The sequence below is a fragment of the Paenibacillus solani genome, from assembly GCF_001277345.1.
Taxonomy (GTDB): domain Bacteria; phylum Bacillota; class Bacilli; order Paenibacillales; family Paenibacillaceae; genus Paenibacillus_AQ; species Paenibacillus_AQ solani.
This window is the reverse complement of the sequence record NZ_LIUT01000008.1, coordinates 690374-708950: the sequence shown is the minus strand read 5'-3', so window position 1 is coordinate 708950 and position 18577 is coordinate 690374. Positions and strand designations below refer to the sequence as shown.

Sequence of the window (18577 nt, the reverse complement as noted above, 5' to 3'; positions counted from 1 at the left end):
ATACTTTCGACAGTTTCCATCGAATTCCTTTAAAAATCATGAAAAATCCTCACAACCTCGTCTATTGTAACAAATTTGTTACCTTTTGAGTACCCGAAAGTTTACGCACTCCGTGACATATACATGAAGATGTGCACCAACTGCAGCTAATACGAAGTCTAAGAAGGTGGTTTCTATGAAAAAGATTCATGTTGGTCTCATCCTTGTCATCAGTCTGGCGCTTCTTTCCTCCGTTGGTTATGGTCTAATGACGATGTACGTCAATCAGAAGGAACTTCCAAAAGGGGTCATGGTCTCCGGCTGGGAGATCGGTGGTAAACCTGTGGACGAAGTACTGTCCGAGCTCGATCAGCGGCTGCAGACGATGACGAGCATGAGGGTAATATTGGAGTCGGAAGCTTTAAAGGGACATAAAGAAAGCTTTAGCCTCCGCGAAGCCGGCGTAATATTTCAAGCAGCCGATTTACGGGAGGCCATTGCCAAGCTGTCCGAAGGATCACTATGGGAGCAGGTGCTTTACCGGCGTAATTTTCAGCTGGAATGGCATATATCCACGGACTGGGACCGGGATGTGCTTAAAGAGAGGCTGGACGAAGACTGGCAAAAGGAACGGTTCGGTGAACCCGTGAACGCGGTGCGGAGCATTTCCGAAGATGATGTGGTCCGGTATACTCCGGAGAAAACGGCATACCGCATCGATTGGCCGGCATTCTACGACGGATTTAACGCTGCGCTTCCGGATGAGCGCCTATTCGTTAATCCAAATCCGGAAGAATACATTTCCATTCAGCTCCCACTGATCCGCCAAAAACCTCCCGTTACCGTGAAGTCGCTGCAGGACGAAGGTATTGAGCGCAAAATTATCGAATTCTCCACCAGCCTCGGGTCCAGCGGGCCTGGACGTGTCCATAACGTAACCGCGGCTGCCAAAGCTGTAGATGGCATGATTCTTAAGCCGGGCGATGAATTCAACTATGCCCATGTGATCGACATGGCGAAGAAGGAGTATGGTTTTGAAGAGGCTCCCGTGATCGTTAACGGTCAGCTCGTTCCGGGTATCGGTGGGGGTATCTGCCAGGTATCCAGTACGGTCTATTATGCCGCCCTGCTCACCGGGCTTGAGATCACCGAGCGGCGGAATCATTCGCTTCCCGTCAGCTACATGCCCAAGGGGCAGGATGCCACATTTGCCGAAGGGGCCATCAATTTCCGTTTCCGGAACAATACAGGCAAGCATCTGCTCATCCTATCCGAGGTGTCGCATGGCAATCTGACACTGAAGATGTTCAGTACTTTTCCAGAGCATACGGAATATGAGCTGGTGTCTACCACAGTCGAGACTCTGCCGTCACCCGAGAAGGTGATCCATAATCTTTCGCTGCCGCCAGGGCTCAAGCAGGTGATTCAAAACGGGAAGCCCGGTTATGTGGTTGAGACATATCGAACCAAGAAAGTGAACGGCAAAGTTGTGGAGAACGTCAAAATATCCAAGGATACATATCGTCCTCAGAACAGCATCGTCGCCATGAATCCGAACGAAGAGGTTCAGATACCAGAGGCGAAGGAACCCTCTAAAGAGGAAGTGGTTGAGGATGGTATCCGCACACCTTAAGGCAAAATCGAAATAACAGGAAACAGCCCGCATTCGCGAATAAACCGCGATTACGGGCTGTTCTATTATCGTTGTGATGGAGCCTTGTGTAAATATGGATTAAGCTTAAAACCGCCGGGACGTTCCGATCTCGGCCTCCGGATCCTGCCGCAGCTCATCCCTGTACTCTACTTGCCGTATTTGGCATCCCTTGCCGAGGATGACGCGATTACCGCGGACAATATCAGCCTCCACATATTCAAGATCAAGGACATCGCCTTCGATCATACGTGTTTCCAGGCATGTTCCCCGGAGCGGCAAAGACAACATCTCCCAGAGCCGCTTTCCTTTTTTACGGATCGTGATCCGGTCACCAACGATTTCCTCTGCATGGCATCGGCCCAGTACCCGAATGTCCGCTGTTCCTACATGCAGGCGGCCATCGATCTTAAAGGCTCCTTTACATATCGCGGATTCACTCCGTACGTCTCCATGGCTGCGCAGATTTCCGTTTACCTCCAGCCGCTGCGACTCGGAATCCCCATGGATGCTGCAATGTCCACCGATAAAGATGGAGCGGCTGCGCAATCCTTCCTTTATACTCAAGCTTCCGGCCACGTTTAGGTCCTCCGATTCGACGGCTCCTTTGATGGTTCCCGAGCCGTTCACGCGGATGGTTCTAGCAATGACAGAGCCTTTTACACTCATCGTGCCGTTGGCGGTCAATTCCTGGCAATCCAAGTTTCCGTTCACTTGGCCTGAACCATCTATTCTTACCTTGCCGTATTGGCCCCCGTTTGAGCTCCCTGTCCCCGTAATCTTCAGATCGGACAGCTTATCGTCATGTGGTATCATGGGTATCCTCCTCCAGATTTAAGCAATAATCATCATCTATATTGTCTCTGCTAACTTAACAGCAGATGATTCCTGAACCATTTTCGGCGTTTTCGCCGAGTGTTATATGCTTCCTCTAAGATACCACAGCCGAGCTATTCATAGAACAGCCCGATGACTGAAGTTCATCTCGGTCTGTAGACCGAGGCGTAATGGAGACATATCTTATTTTGCTTGGAGCAAATAAGATCACTTGTGATATGATTCTAACAAGTCCTTCATCAATCTCTCATTTACACAAATGAAAGGGGTTACACACCATGGCTCTTATGCAATGTCACTTTTACTCGGAGGTACTCGGTCTCAGCACAACCATGACCGTTATTCTCCCTCAGCAAACCTCTACGCAGCTCGGTATGACCAATCATGCCGAGGGCGGTTTACACAAAACGCTCTACCTCCTGCACGGCCTCTCTGACGATGACTCTATTTGGCTGCGCCGGACCTCCATCGAACGCTACGTAGCCGAAATGGGCATAGCCGTCGTGATGCCGCAAGTCCACCGCAGCTTCTATACGGATATGGAATACGGGGGCAAATACTGGACTTTCATCAGCAAGGAGCTGCCAGCTATTGCCCGTTCCTTCTTCCCGCTATCCCATGCCAGAGAAGATAACTTCGTAGCTGGCTTATCCATGGGCGGATACGGTGCGTTCAAACTGGCGCTTCGCTGTCCGGAAACCTTCGCCGCCGCGGCCAGCTTGTCGGGAGCACTTGATATAGCAGGTCTTATCCGGACTAATACGGACCTTTTCAATCACCAGATCGTGTTTGGGGAACAAGATATTGCCGGTACGGACAACGACCTCATCTGGCTGCTTCAGCAATTGGAACGCTCCGAAGCTCCGAAGCCGATGCTCTATCAATGCTGTGGAACGGAAGATTTCCTCTATGAAGACAACCAGGTCTTCCGCAAAGCCTGCGAAGCAACCTCACTCGACTTTACATATCAGGAAGGCCCCGGCGGTCACGATTGGGGTTACTGGGATGCCCGCATTCAAGATGTGCTGAAGTGGCTGCCGTTGAAAGCATGAACATTTAGTCCCCTAGGCCATGTCATGCTATGCCTCGATGCTTTGATGGCGGAGAGGCCAAAGTAGATTCGCAAATAAAAAAGGTGGGCCGGCAAACGAAAAGTTTGCTGACCCACCTTTATTTTTTCTAGGCATTCATCAACTGACTCTATTCCACATTCCCTTGACGAAGGCCGAGCCACTCTTCCGTGACCTTAAGTGTCTGAACGCTGCGATCAATCGCCGCCTTCACTTGCTCGGTTGCCGTACCGCCGTAAACATTACGGGCGTTCACCACGGTTTCCGGTTGAAGCACGCCGTAGATGGAGTCGTCGAACAGCTCCGAGAATTGCTTGAACTCATCCAGGGACAGGTCCAGGAGATACTTGTTGTTTTGGATACAGTACAATACGGTCTTGCCGATCACTTCATGCGCCTGGCGGAAAGGAAGCCCTTTGCCGACCAGGAAGTCCGCAATGTCGGTTGCATTCGAGAAGTCGGTATTGACCGCTTCGCGCATGCGGCCTTTGTTGACCTTCATTGTGGCGATCATTGGAGCAAACAGCTGCAGCGCCCCCTCCAGCGTAGCCACTGTATCGAACATGCCCTCTTTGTCTTCCTGCATGTCCTTGTTGTAAGCAAGCGGGAGCGACTTCAGGACGGTGAGCAGTCCCATCAGGTTGCCGTATACCCGTCCGGTTTTGCCGCGGACCAGCTCTGGCACATCCGGATTCTTCTTCTGCGGCATAATGCTGCTGCCTGTGCAGAACGCATCATCCAGCTCGACGAAGTTGAACTCGGTGCTGCTCCAGAGCACCAGCTCCTCGCTCAGGCGGGACAAGTGCATCATGATGATGGAAGCATCCGAGAGGAACTCCAGGATGAAATCGCGGTCGCTGACCGCATCCAAGCTGTTCTCATACACGCCGTCGAATCCAAGCTGCTCGGCCACGAAATGACGGTCGATCGGGAACGTCGTACCTGCAAGTGCGCCCGCCCCCAGAGGCAAAACGTTAATGCGCTTGTAGCTGTCGATCAGGCGGTCGATATCCCGCTGGAACATGGATACGTATGCCATCAAATGATGGGCGAACAGAATCGGCTGCGCACGCTGCAGATGCGTATAACCCGGAATAATGGTATCCAGATTATCCTTTGCTTGTCCGATCAAGGCGGTTTGCAGCTCATGCAGCATACCGGTCAGCGCCACCACACGGTTGCGCAAATACAAGTGCATGTCCGTTGCCACCTGGTCGTTACGGCTGCGGCCTGTGTGGAGTTTGCCGCCGACGGGTCCAATCTCCTCGATCAGATTCTTCTCGATGTTCATATGAATATCCTCATCCGAGACGGAGAATTCAATGCTGCCCTCACGAATGCGCTCCAGAACTTTGTTCAATCCTGCTTTGATCGTCTCCACGTCTTCAGCCGGCACGATCCCGCATTTGCCCAGCATAGACACATGCGCCAGACTTCCCTGGATATCCTCTTCCGCCAGCTGTTTGTCAAAACCGATGGATGCCGTATATTCTTCTACCAATGCGTTGGTCTGCTTCGTAAAGCGCCCGCCCCATAACTTGCTCACAACACTTGCCCCTCTCTGTTTAAGGCAGAGGGCCGCTTTCCCGCTTAAGATGCCCGCATTCCTCGTTGTTGCACGAGAATGATCGAAGCCCTCCTAGCATGAAAACGGCCTTCAGCCTGTTCATTATTGTTATCTTAGTGATTCTGATTTACGCCGGTAGCCACTTTCAAACGCAGGGCATTCAAACGGATAAATCCAGTTGCATCCCCTTGGTCATAGGCTTGCGTTGGATCAGCTTCCATCGTAGCGATATCCGGGTTGTACAGACTCACCGGGCTCTTCACGCCAGCGCCGATAATGTTGCCCTTGTACAACTTCACGCGTACCGTACCGGTTACGTTCTTCTGACTTTCAGTTACCAAAGCCTGCAAAGCCAGACGCTCCGGTGCAAACCAGAAACCGTTATAAACCAATGTGCTGTAACGGGTAATCAGGCTATCACGCAGATTCATTACTTCACGGTCCATTGTGATGGACTCCATTTTGCGATGAGCGGTGAACAGGATCGTTCCACCCGGCGTCTCATAGACACCGCGGCTCTTCATGCCGACAAAACGGTTCTCTACCATATCCACACGGCCAATGCCGTGCTTGCCGCCCAGTTCGTTGAGCTTCTCCATCACTTGCAGTGGGCTCATCGACTCGCCGTTCAGTGCCACGACATTCCCTTTTTCAAACGTAAGCTCGAGGTATTCAGCTTCATCCGGTGCATCTTCAGGAGATACGCTGAGCAAGTACATATCCTTGCTGTCCTCTGCGCTTGCATCGAACCAAGGATCTTCCAGCACGCCGCTCTCATAACTGATATGGAGCAGGTTGCGGTCCATGGAGTAGGATTTGGCTGCCGATGCCGTTACCGGAATGCCATGTGCTTCCGCGTAAGCGATCATCTCCGCACGTCCTGGGAAGGAGTTGCGGAACTCCTCGTTACGCCAAGGAGCGATTACTTCAATATCTGGTGCCAAACCGGCTACGCCGAGCTCGAAACGAACCTGGTCGTTTCCTTTGCCGGTAGCGCCGTGGGCAATCGCTGTAGCGCCTTCTTCACGAGCGATATCGACCATACGCTTAGCAATCAACGGACGTGCGATACTGGTGCCGAGTAGGTACTGCCCTTCGTACATGGCGCCCGCCTGGAACATCGGATAGATGAAATCATTCGCAAATTCGTCGCGCAGATCGTCGATGTATACTTTGGAGGCGCCGGTTGCCAGCGCTTTTTCCTCAAGTCCGTCCAGCTCTTCCTTCTGGCCGATATCAGCCGTGAATGCAATGATCTCCGCATCATATGTTTCTTTCAGCCACTTCAGGATAACAGACGTATCCAGACCACCGGAATACGCCAGTACGATTTTTTGTTTTGCCATGGTTAAACTCCCTCTCTTTGTTACTAACTACCCTATCCCTCATTATACTAAAGAAAACGTCCATTGACGTATTTTCATAGAGAATGTTCGCTATATTTGATGCTCTGATGGCACTAAGCCATCAAAGCAACCATCAAAGCCTTCTGTGCATGGAGGCGGTTCTCAGCCTGATCAAAAATGACGGAGTTCGCACCGTCGATCACGCCTTCGCTGACCTCTTCACCCCGATGGGCCGGAAGACAATGCAGGAACAAGTAATCCGGCTTCGCCGCTTTCACAAGTTCCTCATTCACTTGATAGTCAGCAAACGCAGCTTCGCGCTGTGCCTGCTCCTCTTCAAAGCCCATGCTTGCCCATACGTCCGTATAGATTACGTCCGCATCCTTCGCAGCTTCGATCGGGTCTTGCGTGATCGTGATTTTGCCGCCGGTTTGCGCTACGATCTCCTCGCTTAGCTTCACGATGCTGGCATCTGCCTCATAGCCCTTCGGACTGGCCACTGCCACATGCATGCCCATCTTGGCTCCACCGATCAGGAGTGAGTGCGCCATATTGTTGCCGTCGCCGATGAAAGCCATCTTGAGGCCTTTCAGCTTGCCCTTGTGCTCCAGCACCGTCTGCAAATCAGCCAGAACCTGACATGGATGCGCCATATCGCTCAAGCCGTTAATTACCGGGATGGAAGCATACTTTGCAAGGTTTACGACATTGTCGTGGCCGAAGGTACGGATCATCAGGCCGTCCAGATAACGGGACATCACCTGCGCCGTGTCACTGATCGGCTCGCCACGTCCTAACTGAATATCATTTTTGCTTAAAAAGAGTGCATGACCACCCAGCTGGAACATACCAGACTCGAACGACACCCGCGTCCGCGTGGACGACTTCTCAAAAATCAAACCAATCGTCTTGCCTTTCAACGGCTGATATACTTCACCGTTCTTCTGCTTGCGCTTAATCTCGATCGCCGAATCGAGCAGGAATTGAATTTCTTCCGGAGAGTATTCATCCAGCTCGATCATATCCCGCCCTTTCAGGCTTAACTCCTTCACTTGTCCGCTTGCACCCATAAATTCAAGTCCTCCTAACGTAGGCTGTTATTGTCACGATGTTACTGCAAGGTTCATCTATGCTTGGCTAACCGCCGTATGTTCATGAATAAGTTCGGTAATAATCGATACTGCCTGGTCGATCTCTTGCTCTGTCACGTACAGATTCGGAAGCAGTCTGATCACATTTGGTCCTGCTGTTACGAACAGCAGCCCTCGGCTCTGTCCTTTCAGTACCAGCTCGCCAACCGGCTCAGCGCATTCGATACCAATCAGGAGGCCTTTACCCCGAATCGCCTTCACAAAAGGATGACTGCCCAAGCTCTCATTCATCTTCTTCATCAAATACTCTCCGGCTTCCGCTGCGCGCTGCGGCACGTTGTCCTCCAGCATCGTTTCAATGGTGGCCTGGATGACAGAGCTCGCAATCGGTGTGCCGCCAAAGGTCGTGGCATGGCTGCCTGCCGTAAAGGCGTCGCGCAAGTATCCTTTGCCCAGCATCGCGCCGACCGGGAATCCGGAACCAAGCCCTTTGGCTACTGTGAAAATGTCGGGCTCGATGCCATAATGCTCATGGGCAAACAGTTTGCCGGTCCGGCCCATGCCTGTCTGCACCTCGTCAACGATCAACAGCAGTCCGTGCTCCTTGCACAGCTTGGTAACGGCTTGAAGGAATTCCGGTTCGACTGGATAAACGCCGCCCTCCGCCTGTACCATCTCGATCATGATGGCGGCGGTATTGTCGTTAATGGCTGCTTCCAATGCCGGAAGATCATGCAGCGGAACGCTCTTGAACCCTGTTGGAAGCGGAAGGAAGCCTTCCTTCACCTTATCCTGACCCGTTGCCGTCAGGGTAGCCAGTGTCCGTCCATGAAAGGATTGGGTGAACGTAATGACCTCGTAACGGCCTGTTCCCTTTACCTTCTGGTGGTAGCGGCGTGCCAGCTTGATAGCTGCTTCATTCGCTTCAGCTCCGCTGTTACAGAAGAAGACCGCATCCGCACAGGTGTTGGCTGTCAACAGCTCGGCTGCTTTTTCCTGGCCCGGAATGTGGAACAGGTTCGAGACATGCCACAATTCATCCAGCTGGGCCTTCAGCTTCTCTTTCACTTTCACCGGGGCATGACCGAGATTCGTTACCGCCAGACCGGCCATAAAATCAAGATACTTGTTGCCTTGAGTGTCCCACAGCCAGCTGCCTTCCCCTTTGACCAGGGCGATTGGATATCTGGCGTATGTCTGGAACAACGAGCTTTCATTCGCGGCTTTGATACCCTCTGCTGCTTCTTTTCCCATAACCTCACACACTCCTTTGCATTTGGACAAAACAGGTTCATGAAAGCTCATGAACTCATGTATGGTTGATCAACACTGCGTATGCGGATTGTTCTTCCGATCGCTGTTGCCCCCAGATTTCTATGAAATGAATATCGCGGATGAAATCCGGGTGCAAAGGCGACCGCGCTGCTTCTCCAGAACAATTCCGCCTTCTCCGTTGAAGTTTTCTATAGTTCCGGTTTATACCAAACCGGATTTATTACGTTCGCACGATCACGATGCGGTTCCGAGGGTTTCGCCGCCTACATCCGCACGATGCGCGTTCCGAGGATTTCTCCTCCAAGCACCCGGCTCAGCACATTCGGCTCGCTTCCGTCCACGATGACGACTTCGCTCACTTTGCCGTGAATGCAGCTGATGGCTGCTCTGACCTTCGGAATCATGCCGCCATAGATCTCTCCCGTGCCGATCATATCCTCAACCTCTTGCACGGTTACGGTTGGAAGCACCCGCTTCTCGCTGCCCGTTCCCTTCAGGATCCCCGGCACATCGGTGACAACGATCATACGATTGACCCCCATGTGGGAGGCAACGGCGCCTGCTGCTGTATCTGCATTGATATTGTAACGCTGGCCGGATTCATCCACGCCAATGGGTGCAACGACAGGCATGTAACCCATATCCAGCACACCACTTAGAATCGATGACTTCACATGTGTAACATCTCCAACCCAGCCAACCTCCGCATGGTTGATCACCGGCTTCGCTTCAATCAGACCGCCATCCGAACCGGATAAGCCGATAGCTGCACCGCCTACGCTTAAGATCCGCCTCACGATCTGTTTGTTAATGGTGCCTGCAAGCACCATCTCCACAACATCCAGCACATCCTCCGTCGTCTTGCGCAGCCCGTTCACAAACTCGGTCTCAATGCCGAGCTTCTCCAAATTACCGGAGATGGCAGGTCCGCCGCCATGAACAATCACGGGACTGACTCCTTTTTGCTGCAAATCCTTCAAATCCTCAAAGAAGCTGTCTGGCAGCGCAGCGAGTGTGCTCCCGCCACATTTCATAACGAACGTATTCATCCCCATTGTTTGGACCGGCAACGTCTCCGTTTGGTCGATTGTGCTCTTCATATCCGTCTCCTCCGCCCCATAGGTTATTTATCTGTGCATGCTTCAGGATGCTTACCTCAGCAAGTTGCATCCTCTATCAGCATTTGCAAAAACATCTAAGTACGGTAAGCCGCATTAATGCGGACATAGTCATAGGTTAAATCACAGCCCCAGGCCGTAGCAGATCCATTACCAATGTGCAATTTCACTTCGATATCAACGGTATCCCCCTGAAGGTACGCCAGCGCCGCATCCTCATCAAAAGGAACGGGCCTTGACTGCTCGAGCACCGGAATCGGACCAATGGCAATATCCACTGTATCAGGGTTGACTGGCCGGCCCGCCCGGCCAACCGCTGCGATAATGCGCCCCCAGTTGGCATCTGCGCCGAACACTGCAGATTTAACCAAGCTTGAGCCGATGACGGTCTTGGCAATCGCCTCCGCATCATCGTTGCTTTCAGCACCGTCCACACGTACCTCGATCAGGCGTGAAGCACCCTCTCCATCACGGGCGATGGCTTTTGCCAGCTGCTGGCATACATAGTGGAAGCCCGCAACGAAAGCCTCCCAATCGGGATGCTCCGGTGACAACGCATCATGCTCCGCCAAACCGCTGGCCATCGCAACCAGCATATCGTTCGTGCTTGTATCTCCGTCTACCGTAATCATATTAAAGGTCAGATTGGTCGTTTGGCGCAGCAGCAACTGCAGCGACTCCCGGTCAATGACCGCATCTGTTGTCATAAATCCGAGCATGGTCGCCATGTTCGGGTGAATCATCCCCGACCCCTTCGCCGCCCCGGCGATCGTTACCTTTTTACCGTTCACCGAAACGGTGACGCAGGCTTCTTTTTTCACGAGGTCTGTAGTCAAAATCGCCTGGCTGAAGCTTTCAGCTCCTTCGCTTCCGCCGTTCAGCTTCGCTGGCAGACCGGTAATCCCCGACGTCACACGGTCCATCTTCAACAGCTCTCCGATAACGCCCGTAGAAGCTACGGCCACATCGTTCTCTTCCAGACCAAATTGTGCCGCTGTGCTCGCACGCATCGTGTAAGCATCTGCTTCACCTTGTTTGCCTGTGCAGGCATTGGCGTTCCCGCTGTTCACAACAACAGCACGCAGCATGCCATCCTGCAAGCTCTCGCGGGTTACCTTGAGTGGTGCCGCCTGAATAAGATTCGTTGTGTATACGGCAGCCGCTACAGCTGGGACGTCACACACAATAACGCCCAGATCGTTACGGTCCGTCTTCTTAAGTCCACAGTGGAGCCCGGCTGCCTTAAAGCCTTGCGGTGTTACAATGCTGCCATCCTCAATAATTGCAAACATATTCTCTCCCATGTCTGTGTCCCCAGCTGCTTACGGATAAATCGGCGTAAACGTAAGCCCGAGGCTCTCCTCCCATCCCATCATCAAGTTCAGGTTCTGGATCGCCTGCCCGGCTGCACCCTTCACCACATTATCAATGACCGATATAATGGTCACTCTGTTCGTACGCGCATCCACTGCAAATCCGATATCACAATAATTAGAGCCGCTGACTTCCTTGGTTGCAGGCCATACGTCCAAATCACGAATTCTCACAAACTGGCGGCCTTTGAAATACTGGCGATACAGCTCAATGAAATCCTCTGTCGTATAAGCTCCGTTCAATGTTGCATACATCGTGGTCATGATTCCCCGCGTCATTGGTACCAATTGGGTTGTAAACGTAACTGTAATCGGTTCGCCTGACACCTGTGTCAATACTTGCTCTATTTCCGGGATATGCTGGTGCTTATTCACCTTGTAGGCTTTGAAATTCTCATTGATCTCGGCATAATGCGTCATCAGGCTCGTTCCCCGTCCTGCACCCGAAACGCCCGATTTGGCATCGATAATAAGGGAGGAAGCATCAATCCAGCCCGCGCTAAGCGCCGGGATCAGTCCAAGCAGCGTCGCTGTTGGATAGCAGCCCGGATTCGAGATGAAATCCACATCACGGACCTCTTCGCCAAATACTTCACATAAGCCGTATACAGCCTTCTCCAATAGCTCCGCTTTCGGAGCCGGATGTTTATACCACTGTTCATACACCGCTCCATCCTTCAAGCGAAAATCCCCCGAAAGATCAACGACCTTCAGGCCTGCATCCAGCAGCTCCGGCACCAGCTTGGTGCTCACACCTGAAGGCGTAGCCGCAAACACGAGATCTGCCACCTCAGCAATTTCCGCAGGATGAACACCATCCAGGTTACGCGTTATAATATTCGTCAAATGCGGAAAACCGTCCGAAATCGGTACGCCTGCAGTCGATGAAGAGATCACCGATGTAATCTCCACCCGCGGGTGTGCTTGCAACAATCGGATCAGCTCCACACCCCCATATCCGGTAGAACCAATAATAGCGACTCTTACTTTGTTGTTTGTCTCCGTCATATCCTCATCCCTCTCCCCTGGATGAACAGCTTGCAGGTCCTTATACACGCCGCCATTCATCCGTTCCCTTTATCTAAAATATCATGCTTATATGGCATAATGGCCCAAAATTACAGCCCACATTATCTTCTATATTCAAAAACATCAAGTAGGTTTCAATGACTCATCCGTCTCATAAATATGTATTATTATACGACCGTATTCATATAAATACAATGGATTATTCAAATTTGGTACTAACTGTCCATGATTATATTTACTGTCGTGCTTGGAATTCTTCTTTTAGAATGGAATACATTTTGATGTCCCAGTGGCGCCCCTTGATCTTGATTCCTTTTCTCAAAGTTCCCTCATAGGACATGCCGATCTTCTCCATGACACGCTGAGACCCTATATTCTCTGAAAAACAGCGGGCTTGGATTCGCTCAAGCTCCATCTCCCCAAAAGCAAGTTTCAGTAAAGCGGCGGCGGCTTCCGTCATAAGCCCTTGTCCCCAGCATTCTCTTGCCAGCACATAACCGATCTCCGCAATCTGCTGCTCCGGTTTCCACCACACAAAATCCACGGTACCCACCATGCGCCCATTTTCTTTCAGCTCGATTGCCCACGGAGCTATATCATGCTTGGCATACTGGAATAGAATGAATTGAATGAAGTTCTTACTGTCATCGATCGAGGAATGGGTTTCCCAAGTCACGTACCTGGCAACCTCATCATCCGAGGCATAAGCAAACATCTGATCTGCATCCTGCATTGAAACTCTGCGGAGACGAAGACGCTCGGTTTCCAGCGTCGGTAGTTTTGCATAAATCTGCGCAATTTCCACAATTACCCTCCTGCTCATTAATAGTTACCATTATATGCTCTTTACGAAAAAAATAAAGGAGTATTGAAAGCCTGCACCCAGCTGGACAGCAAACCCCATGGGGAAAATGTGAATGGAGACTTCATAAGAGGTCGTTTGGTGTGCAGACCAAATTTTGCTTGCGATCATCGAATGGCTCAGCTTTGCTGAAATTTTATACATCCTAATACATGCAGTAAACAAAAAAAGAGACGGTTAATTCACCGTCTCTTTCATTGCTCGGATATGTCCGAGTGCTGTCTATGATTTTATGTTTTAATTTGGCGGAATCCTTCACCCAGTACCTCATGGGCATTGCTAATGATTACGAACGCATTCGGATCTACCGATTGCACCACCGTCTTCAGACGAGGAATTTCATTTTGTCCGACTACCACCATCAGCACGGTCCGATGTTCACCCGTATAGCCTCCCTCGGCGGTCAGCTTGGTTAATCCACGGTCAAGGTCTTCGAGAATGGCCTTCGTAATGGAATCCGTATGCTCCGATATAATATAAGCCACCTTTGTAAAACTAAAGCCCAGCTCCATGGCATCAATGACTTTTCCCGTCACATACAGTCCAATCAGGGCATACAATGCCTGCTCCAGCGACAGCACTAGAGCTGCTGACGAAATGACGAGCGCATCCAGCATGACGACGCAGATTGAAAAGCTAAGTCCGCTGTATTTTTGCAGAAGCTGTGCCACAAGGGCCATCCCACCGGTTGAACCTCTGCCCCGATAGACCAGCCCCATACCGATGCCTATACCGATACCGCCATAAATGGACGCCAGCAGCGGGTTGGAGGTGGGGACTGGCCAACTGCTGGTCAAAAAGACGAACAGGGGTAGAATCACACTGCCGAGCAAGGAACGCAGGCCATAATTTCGTCCAAGCAGCCAGAAGCCCAGCACAAGCAAGGGAATATTAATCGCCCACTGCGTAAACGCCGGTTCAAACCCTAGCCATGCCTGGATAAGAACGGATAATCCCGACACACCGCCGGAGGCGATGTGATTCGGCAGAAAAAACAGATTAAAGGACAGCGCCATAATAAAGGAGCCAATCACGATAAAAATTGCATCCACCGTCTGCCGCAGAGGACCATTGATGGGAATCAGCGGTTCTCTTATTCTTTTGTTTATCGATGGAGTCCTAGCCGTATGCGCCATAGTTCTATCAATCTCTCCTCAATGTCCTACTCGACTTCCTGTCTGATCTGACTGCGCAGATATCCGTCGATAAACGCATCCAGGTCTCCATCCATGACAGCACCGATATTACCGGTTTCCACCTGAGTACGGTGGTCCTTAACCATGCTGTACGGGTGGAAGACATACGAACGGATCTGGCTGCCCCAAGCAATCTCCGACTGCTCGCCACGAATTTCAGCCAATTCCCTCTGCTGCTCTTCGATTTTACGTTCGTAGAGCTTGGACCGAAGCATCGTCATCGCCCGCTCGCGGTTCTTGATCTGGGATCGTTCATTCTGGCAGGTTACCACCACGCCGGTCGGCAAGTGCGTGATCCGTACGGCCGAGTCCGTCGTATTGATATGCTGTCCACCCGCACCGCTCGCACGATATGTGTCAATCTTCAGATCCTCGGTGCGAATATCCAATTCCACCTCATCGTTAATCTCCGGCACAACATCACAGGAGACAAAAGAAGTATGACGGCGGCCAGATGAATCGAATGGGGATATACGCACCAAACGATGAACCCCTTTTTCCGCTTTCAAATATCCGTATGCATTATAGCCTTTAATCAGCAAAGTCACGCTCTTAATTCCCGCTTCATCGCCAGGTAGATAATCCAGCGTTTCCACCTTGAGGCCGCGCTTCTCGGCCCAACGGGTGTACATGCGAAGCAGCATTTGGCCCCAGTCTTGAGACTCGGTACCTCCTGCGCCCGGATGCAGTTCGAGAATTGCATTCATTTTATCGTAAGGCTGGTTCAGCAGCAGCTGGAGCTCAAACTCCTCCACACGCGCCACCATTTCCTTGATCGTCTCACCAATTTCTCCCGCAAGGGAGTCATCGCCTTCTTCATCCGCCAGCTCGATCATTACGACAGCATCATCATAATCCGCCTGCAGCTTCTGATATTGATCCACGGATGATTTTACAGCATTCATCTCGGCAATAAGCGCCTGAGCCTTCTCATTGTCGTCCCAGAAATCCGGGGCCGCCATCTTCTCTTCGAAATTCTCAATCATCTCTTGTTTGAGATCTAAGTCAAAGAGACCCCCTAAGATTGGTTAGTTTCTTGCTGATTTCACGCAAGTCATGCTTTACACTTGGATCGATCATAAGTTCTCATCCTTTCTGTCTATACCTATCATTCAGTATACCCTCTCTTGTATGGAAAACGTTCCATATAAAGTGAAGATTCATTCAGTTTCCTGTACTAAGTTACATATATCACTCAGATAAACTCCCTTAAGTGCAGCAGGGATTTCGGATGTACCCGGATAAGGAACACGCGGTCACCCAATTCATCTGCTGCTCTTAAGGGAGTTGAAAAGTCCGCCCAAATTGCGGGCGGACTGATACATGTGAATACCTTTACTGCTCTATCGTATCAATTAAGCGTTCTGTCCATGGCAATGCTTGTACTTCTTGCCGCTGCCGCAAGGACATGCATCATTCCGGCCAATCTGTTCAGCAACTTGAACCGGACGCTTCTCGGCAGGCTCGCTGCTGCTGTTCGTGGAGACCTTATTCTCATCCACAACCGCTTGACGCTCCTGATTCGTTGCGATTTGAGCCTTCATGATGTACGTCGCAACTTCTTCCTGGATCGTAGCGATCATAGCATTAAACATCTCGAAGCCTTCAAACTGGTATTCGCGGAGCGGATCGGTACCGCCATATGCACGGAGGTGGATACCTTGACGCAGCTGATCCATCGCATCAATATGATCCATCCACTTGCTGTCCACGGAACGCAGAACGATAACCTTTTCGAATTCACGAACCATTTCTTCGCCAATCGCTTGCTCACGCTCTTCGTACTTCTTCATCACGCGGTCAAAGATATATTCCGTAATCTCTTCCGCTTCCTTGCCCCATAGATCATCACGTGTAATCGCGCCCTCGTCAAGCAGCTTGCGATTCGCATAATCCGCCACTTCTTGAATCTCCCAGTTCTCTGGAATGTCGTCGCTGCAATGAGCCTGAACGACACGGTCAATGACCGGCTTAATCATCTCTACGACGATTTGCTTAATGTCCTGGGATTCCAGGATTTCGCGGCGCTGCTTATAGATAATTTCACGCTGCTGGTTCATAACGTCATCATATTGGAGAACGACTTTACGCATATCAAAGTTGTTGCCTTCAACGCGCTTCTGTGCGGATTCAACTGCCCGGGTGATCATTTTGCTCTCGATCGGCTGATCTTCTTCAAAACCCAGACGCTCCATCATATTCAGTACATTGTCTGTACCAAAACGCTTCATCAGCTCATCGCCAAGGGACAGGTAGAACTGTGTGGACCCCGGGTCGCCCTGACGACCTGCACGGCCACGGAGCTGGTTATCAATCCGGCGCGATTCGTGACGTTCCGTACCGATAATATGAAGTCCGCCAATCTGCTGCACGCCTTCGCCAAGCAAAATATCCGTACCGCGTCCCGCCATATTCGTCGCGATCGTTACCGATCCTGGCTCACCCGCACGCGAGATAATCTCTGCTTCTTCCTCATGATATTTCGCATTCAGAACTTTATGCTTGATGCCTTTGCGCTTCAGCATTTCGGATAACCGCTCGGAGTTCTCGATCGAAACCGTACCTACCAGAATAGGCTGGTTCTTCTTATGACGTTCCACAATCTCCGCCACGACGGCCGTGAACTTGCCTTCTTCGCTCTTATAGACAACATCCGGCATGTCGATGCGCTGATTCGGTTTGTTCGTAGGAATTTGCAGCACTTCAAGACCGTAAATCTTCTTGAATTCTTCTTCCTCAGTCTTCGCAGTACCGGTCATACCGGCCAGCTTGCGATACATCCGGAAGTAGTTCTGGAATGTAATCGTAGCCAGCGTCATGCTCTCGTTCTGAACTTCAATGCCTTCCTTCGCTTCAATCGCCTGGTGCAGACCGTCGCTGTAGCGGCGTCCTGCCATCAAGCGGCCTGTGAACTCGTCGACGATGATAACTTCGTCTTCAGTCACAACGTAATCCACGTCGCGGCGCATAATCACGTTCGCTTTAAGCGCTTGTACAATGTGGTGGTTCAACGTCACATGTTTCTGGTCATACAGGTTATCGATACCGAAGGCTCGTTCAGCTTGCGCTACACCCTTTTCTGTCAGAGCTACGGATTTAACCTTAATATCTACCGTGTAATCCTCTTCCGGGGTCAGGCGCTTCACGAAACGGTCCGCTGCAAAATACAGCTCCGTCGATTTTGCAGCTTGTCCGGAGATAATGAGCGGCGTACGCGCTTCATCGACCAGAATGGAGTCAACCTCATCAATGATACAGAAATAGAGCGGGCGCTGAACCATCTGCTCTTTATAGAGGACCATGTTGTCACGCAGATAGTCAAAGCCGAACTCATTGTTCGTGCCGTACGTAATATCGCATGCATAAGCATGCTGTTTCTCTGGGTGCTCCATACCGCTCAGGTTCACACCGACGGTCATGCCCAGGAAGTTATATATTTGCGCCATTTCTTGGCTGTCACGCTGCGCCAAATAATCATTGACGGTAACCACGTGAACACCTTTACCAAGCAGGGCATTTAAGTAAACCGGCAGTGTACCTACAAGGGTCTTACCTTCACCGGTCTTCATCTCTGCAATTTTACCTTCGTGGAGGGCCATTCCTCCGATCAACTGCACGTCATAATGACGCTTGCCAAGTGTCCGTTTGGAAGCCTCGCGAACTGTGGCAAACGCTTCAGGAAGAATCTCCTCCGGCGTCTCGCCTTTTTCGATCCGCGCGCGGAACTCTACGGTTTTGGCTTGCAGCTGCTCATCCGAGAGCTTCTCAAAATCCGGTTCCAGTTTGTTAATTACATCCACCGTCTTCATGAGACGTTTGACATCACGCTCGTTGGTATCGCCGAAAATCTTTTTGACAAGTCCTAGCATGGTTAACCCCTTTCGTGCAAAACAAGTGATAGAATCAACTTCATTAAATGCCAAAGGGTTAAATGATGAAATCGATTCATTGATTCCTTATTATGATCCCATTTCATGCAGGCGCGAGCCCGTCCCATAAAATGAGGGTTTGCATAAATTGTAACAGTTTGTAAGGGATGCCGCAACAATATGTGCTTACAAGAGATGTCTAAAACCTGGAGTTCTATTCATATGAGACGCTGCAAAGCTTCAAAAAGTTGCGTGGAGCATTTACCCAGCCCCAAAACTCTGGGACATTACTCCATTTTTACCGCATCTGAAAC

At 51.0% G+C, this 18577-nt stretch carries 14 protein-coding genes; 2 read left to right on the top strand and 12 right to left on the bottom strand.

Annotated elements, in window-relative coordinates; all coding sequences use genetic code 11:
* Positions 1-175: 175 nt before the first annotated feature.
* Complete coding sequence (locus AM231_RS27210; protein WP_054405426.1) at positions 176-1612, top strand: VanW family protein; 1437 nt, start codon at positions 176-178, stop codon at positions 1610-1612.
* Between the two features lie 105 nt (positions 1613-1717).
* Here the strand turns inward: AM231_RS27210 and AM231_RS27205 are convergent, their stop codons facing one another.
* Positions 1718-2446, bottom strand: coding sequence for a polymer-forming cytoskeletal protein (locus AM231_RS27205; RefSeq protein ID WP_054405425.1), 729 nt, complete (start codon positions 2444-2446; stop codon positions 1718-1720).
* 299 nt (positions 2447-2745) lie between these two features.
* Between AM231_RS27205 and AM231_RS27200 the strand changes: the two genes are divergently transcribed.
* Positions 2746-3519: an alpha/beta hydrolase gene (locus AM231_RS27200; RefSeq protein WP_053491201.1), complete on the top strand. Its 774-nt coding sequence runs from the start codon at positions 2746-2748 to the stop codon at positions 3517-3519.
* A 148-nt stretch (positions 3520-3667) separates the two neighbouring features.
* On the opposite strand, the gene argH is transcribed toward AM231_RS27200, so the two are convergent.
* From argH to secA, 11 genes are all read right to left on the bottom strand, one after another.
* Positions 3668-5083, bottom strand: coding sequence for an argininosuccinate lyase (gene argH, locus AM231_RS27195; protein WP_054405424.1), 1416 nt, complete (start codon positions 5081-5083; stop codon positions 3668-3670).
* Between the two features lie 134 nt (positions 5084-5217).
* Complete coding sequence (locus AM231_RS27190; protein ID WP_054405423.1) at positions 5218-6450, bottom strand: argininosuccinate synthase; 1233 nt, start codon at positions 6448-6450, stop codon at positions 5218-5220.
* A 113-nt stretch (positions 6451-6563) separates the two neighbouring features.
* On the bottom strand, positions 6564-7520 hold the full coding sequence (argF, locus tag AM231_RS27185; protein ID WP_054405422.1) for an ornithine carbamoyltransferase: 957 nt from the start codon (positions 7518-7520) through the stop codon (positions 6564-6566).
* Positions 7521-7577: 57 nt separating this feature from the next.
* Positions 7578-8795: an acetylornithine transaminase gene (locus AM231_RS27180; RefSeq protein WP_054405421.1), complete on the bottom strand. Its 1218-nt coding sequence runs from the start codon at positions 8793-8795 to the stop codon at positions 7578-7580.
* A 284-nt stretch (positions 8796-9079) separates the two neighbouring features.
* Positions 9080-9916: an acetylglutamate kinase gene (gene argB, locus AM231_RS27175; RefSeq protein ID WP_054405420.1), complete on the bottom strand. Its 837-nt coding sequence runs from the start codon at positions 9914-9916 to the stop codon at positions 9080-9082.
* A gap of 95 nt (positions 9917-10011) precedes the next feature.
* Entirely contained in the window at positions 10012-11238 is a 1227-nt protein-coding gene (argJ, locus tag AM231_RS27170; protein WP_054405419.1) for a bifunctional glutamate N-acetyltransferase/amino-acid acetyltransferase ArgJ, read from the bottom strand.
* Positions 11239-11256: 18 nt separating this feature from the next.
* Complete coding sequence (argC, locus tag AM231_RS27165) at positions 11257-12315, bottom strand: N-acetyl-gamma-glutamyl-phosphate reductase (protein WP_054405536.1); 1059 nt, start codon at positions 12313-12315, stop codon at positions 11257-11259.
* A 256-nt stretch (positions 12316-12571) separates the two neighbouring features.
* A complete protein-coding gene (locus AM231_RS27160) occupies positions 12572-13141 on the bottom strand; it encodes a GNAT family N-acetyltransferase (RefSeq protein ID WP_054405418.1) in 570 nt (189 codons plus the stop codon).
* Between the two features lie 287 nt (positions 13142-13428).
* Positions 13429-14334 carry a YitT family protein gene (locus tag AM231_RS27155; protein WP_054405417.1) on the bottom strand — a complete coding sequence of 302 codons (906 nt, stop codon included), beginning with the start codon at positions 14332-14334 and terminating at the stop codon, positions 13429-13431.
* A 26-nt stretch (positions 14335-14360) separates the two neighbouring features.
* Positions 14361-15474 (bottom strand): peptide chain release factor 2 gene (gene prfB, locus AM231_RS27150; RefSeq protein ID WP_106406129.1). Its coding sequence is split into 2 segments (ribosomal slippage): positions 14361-15401 and positions 15403-15474, totalling 1113 coding nucleotides; the frame shifts between segments, so codons are not numbered across the junction.
* A gap of 275 nt (positions 15475-15749) precedes the next feature.
* On the bottom strand, positions 15750-18263 hold the full coding sequence (gene secA, locus AM231_RS27145; RefSeq protein ID WP_054405416.1) for a preprotein translocase subunit SecA: 2514 nt from the start codon (positions 18261-18263) through the stop codon (positions 15750-15752).
* Positions 18264-18577 lie beyond the last annotated feature (314 nt).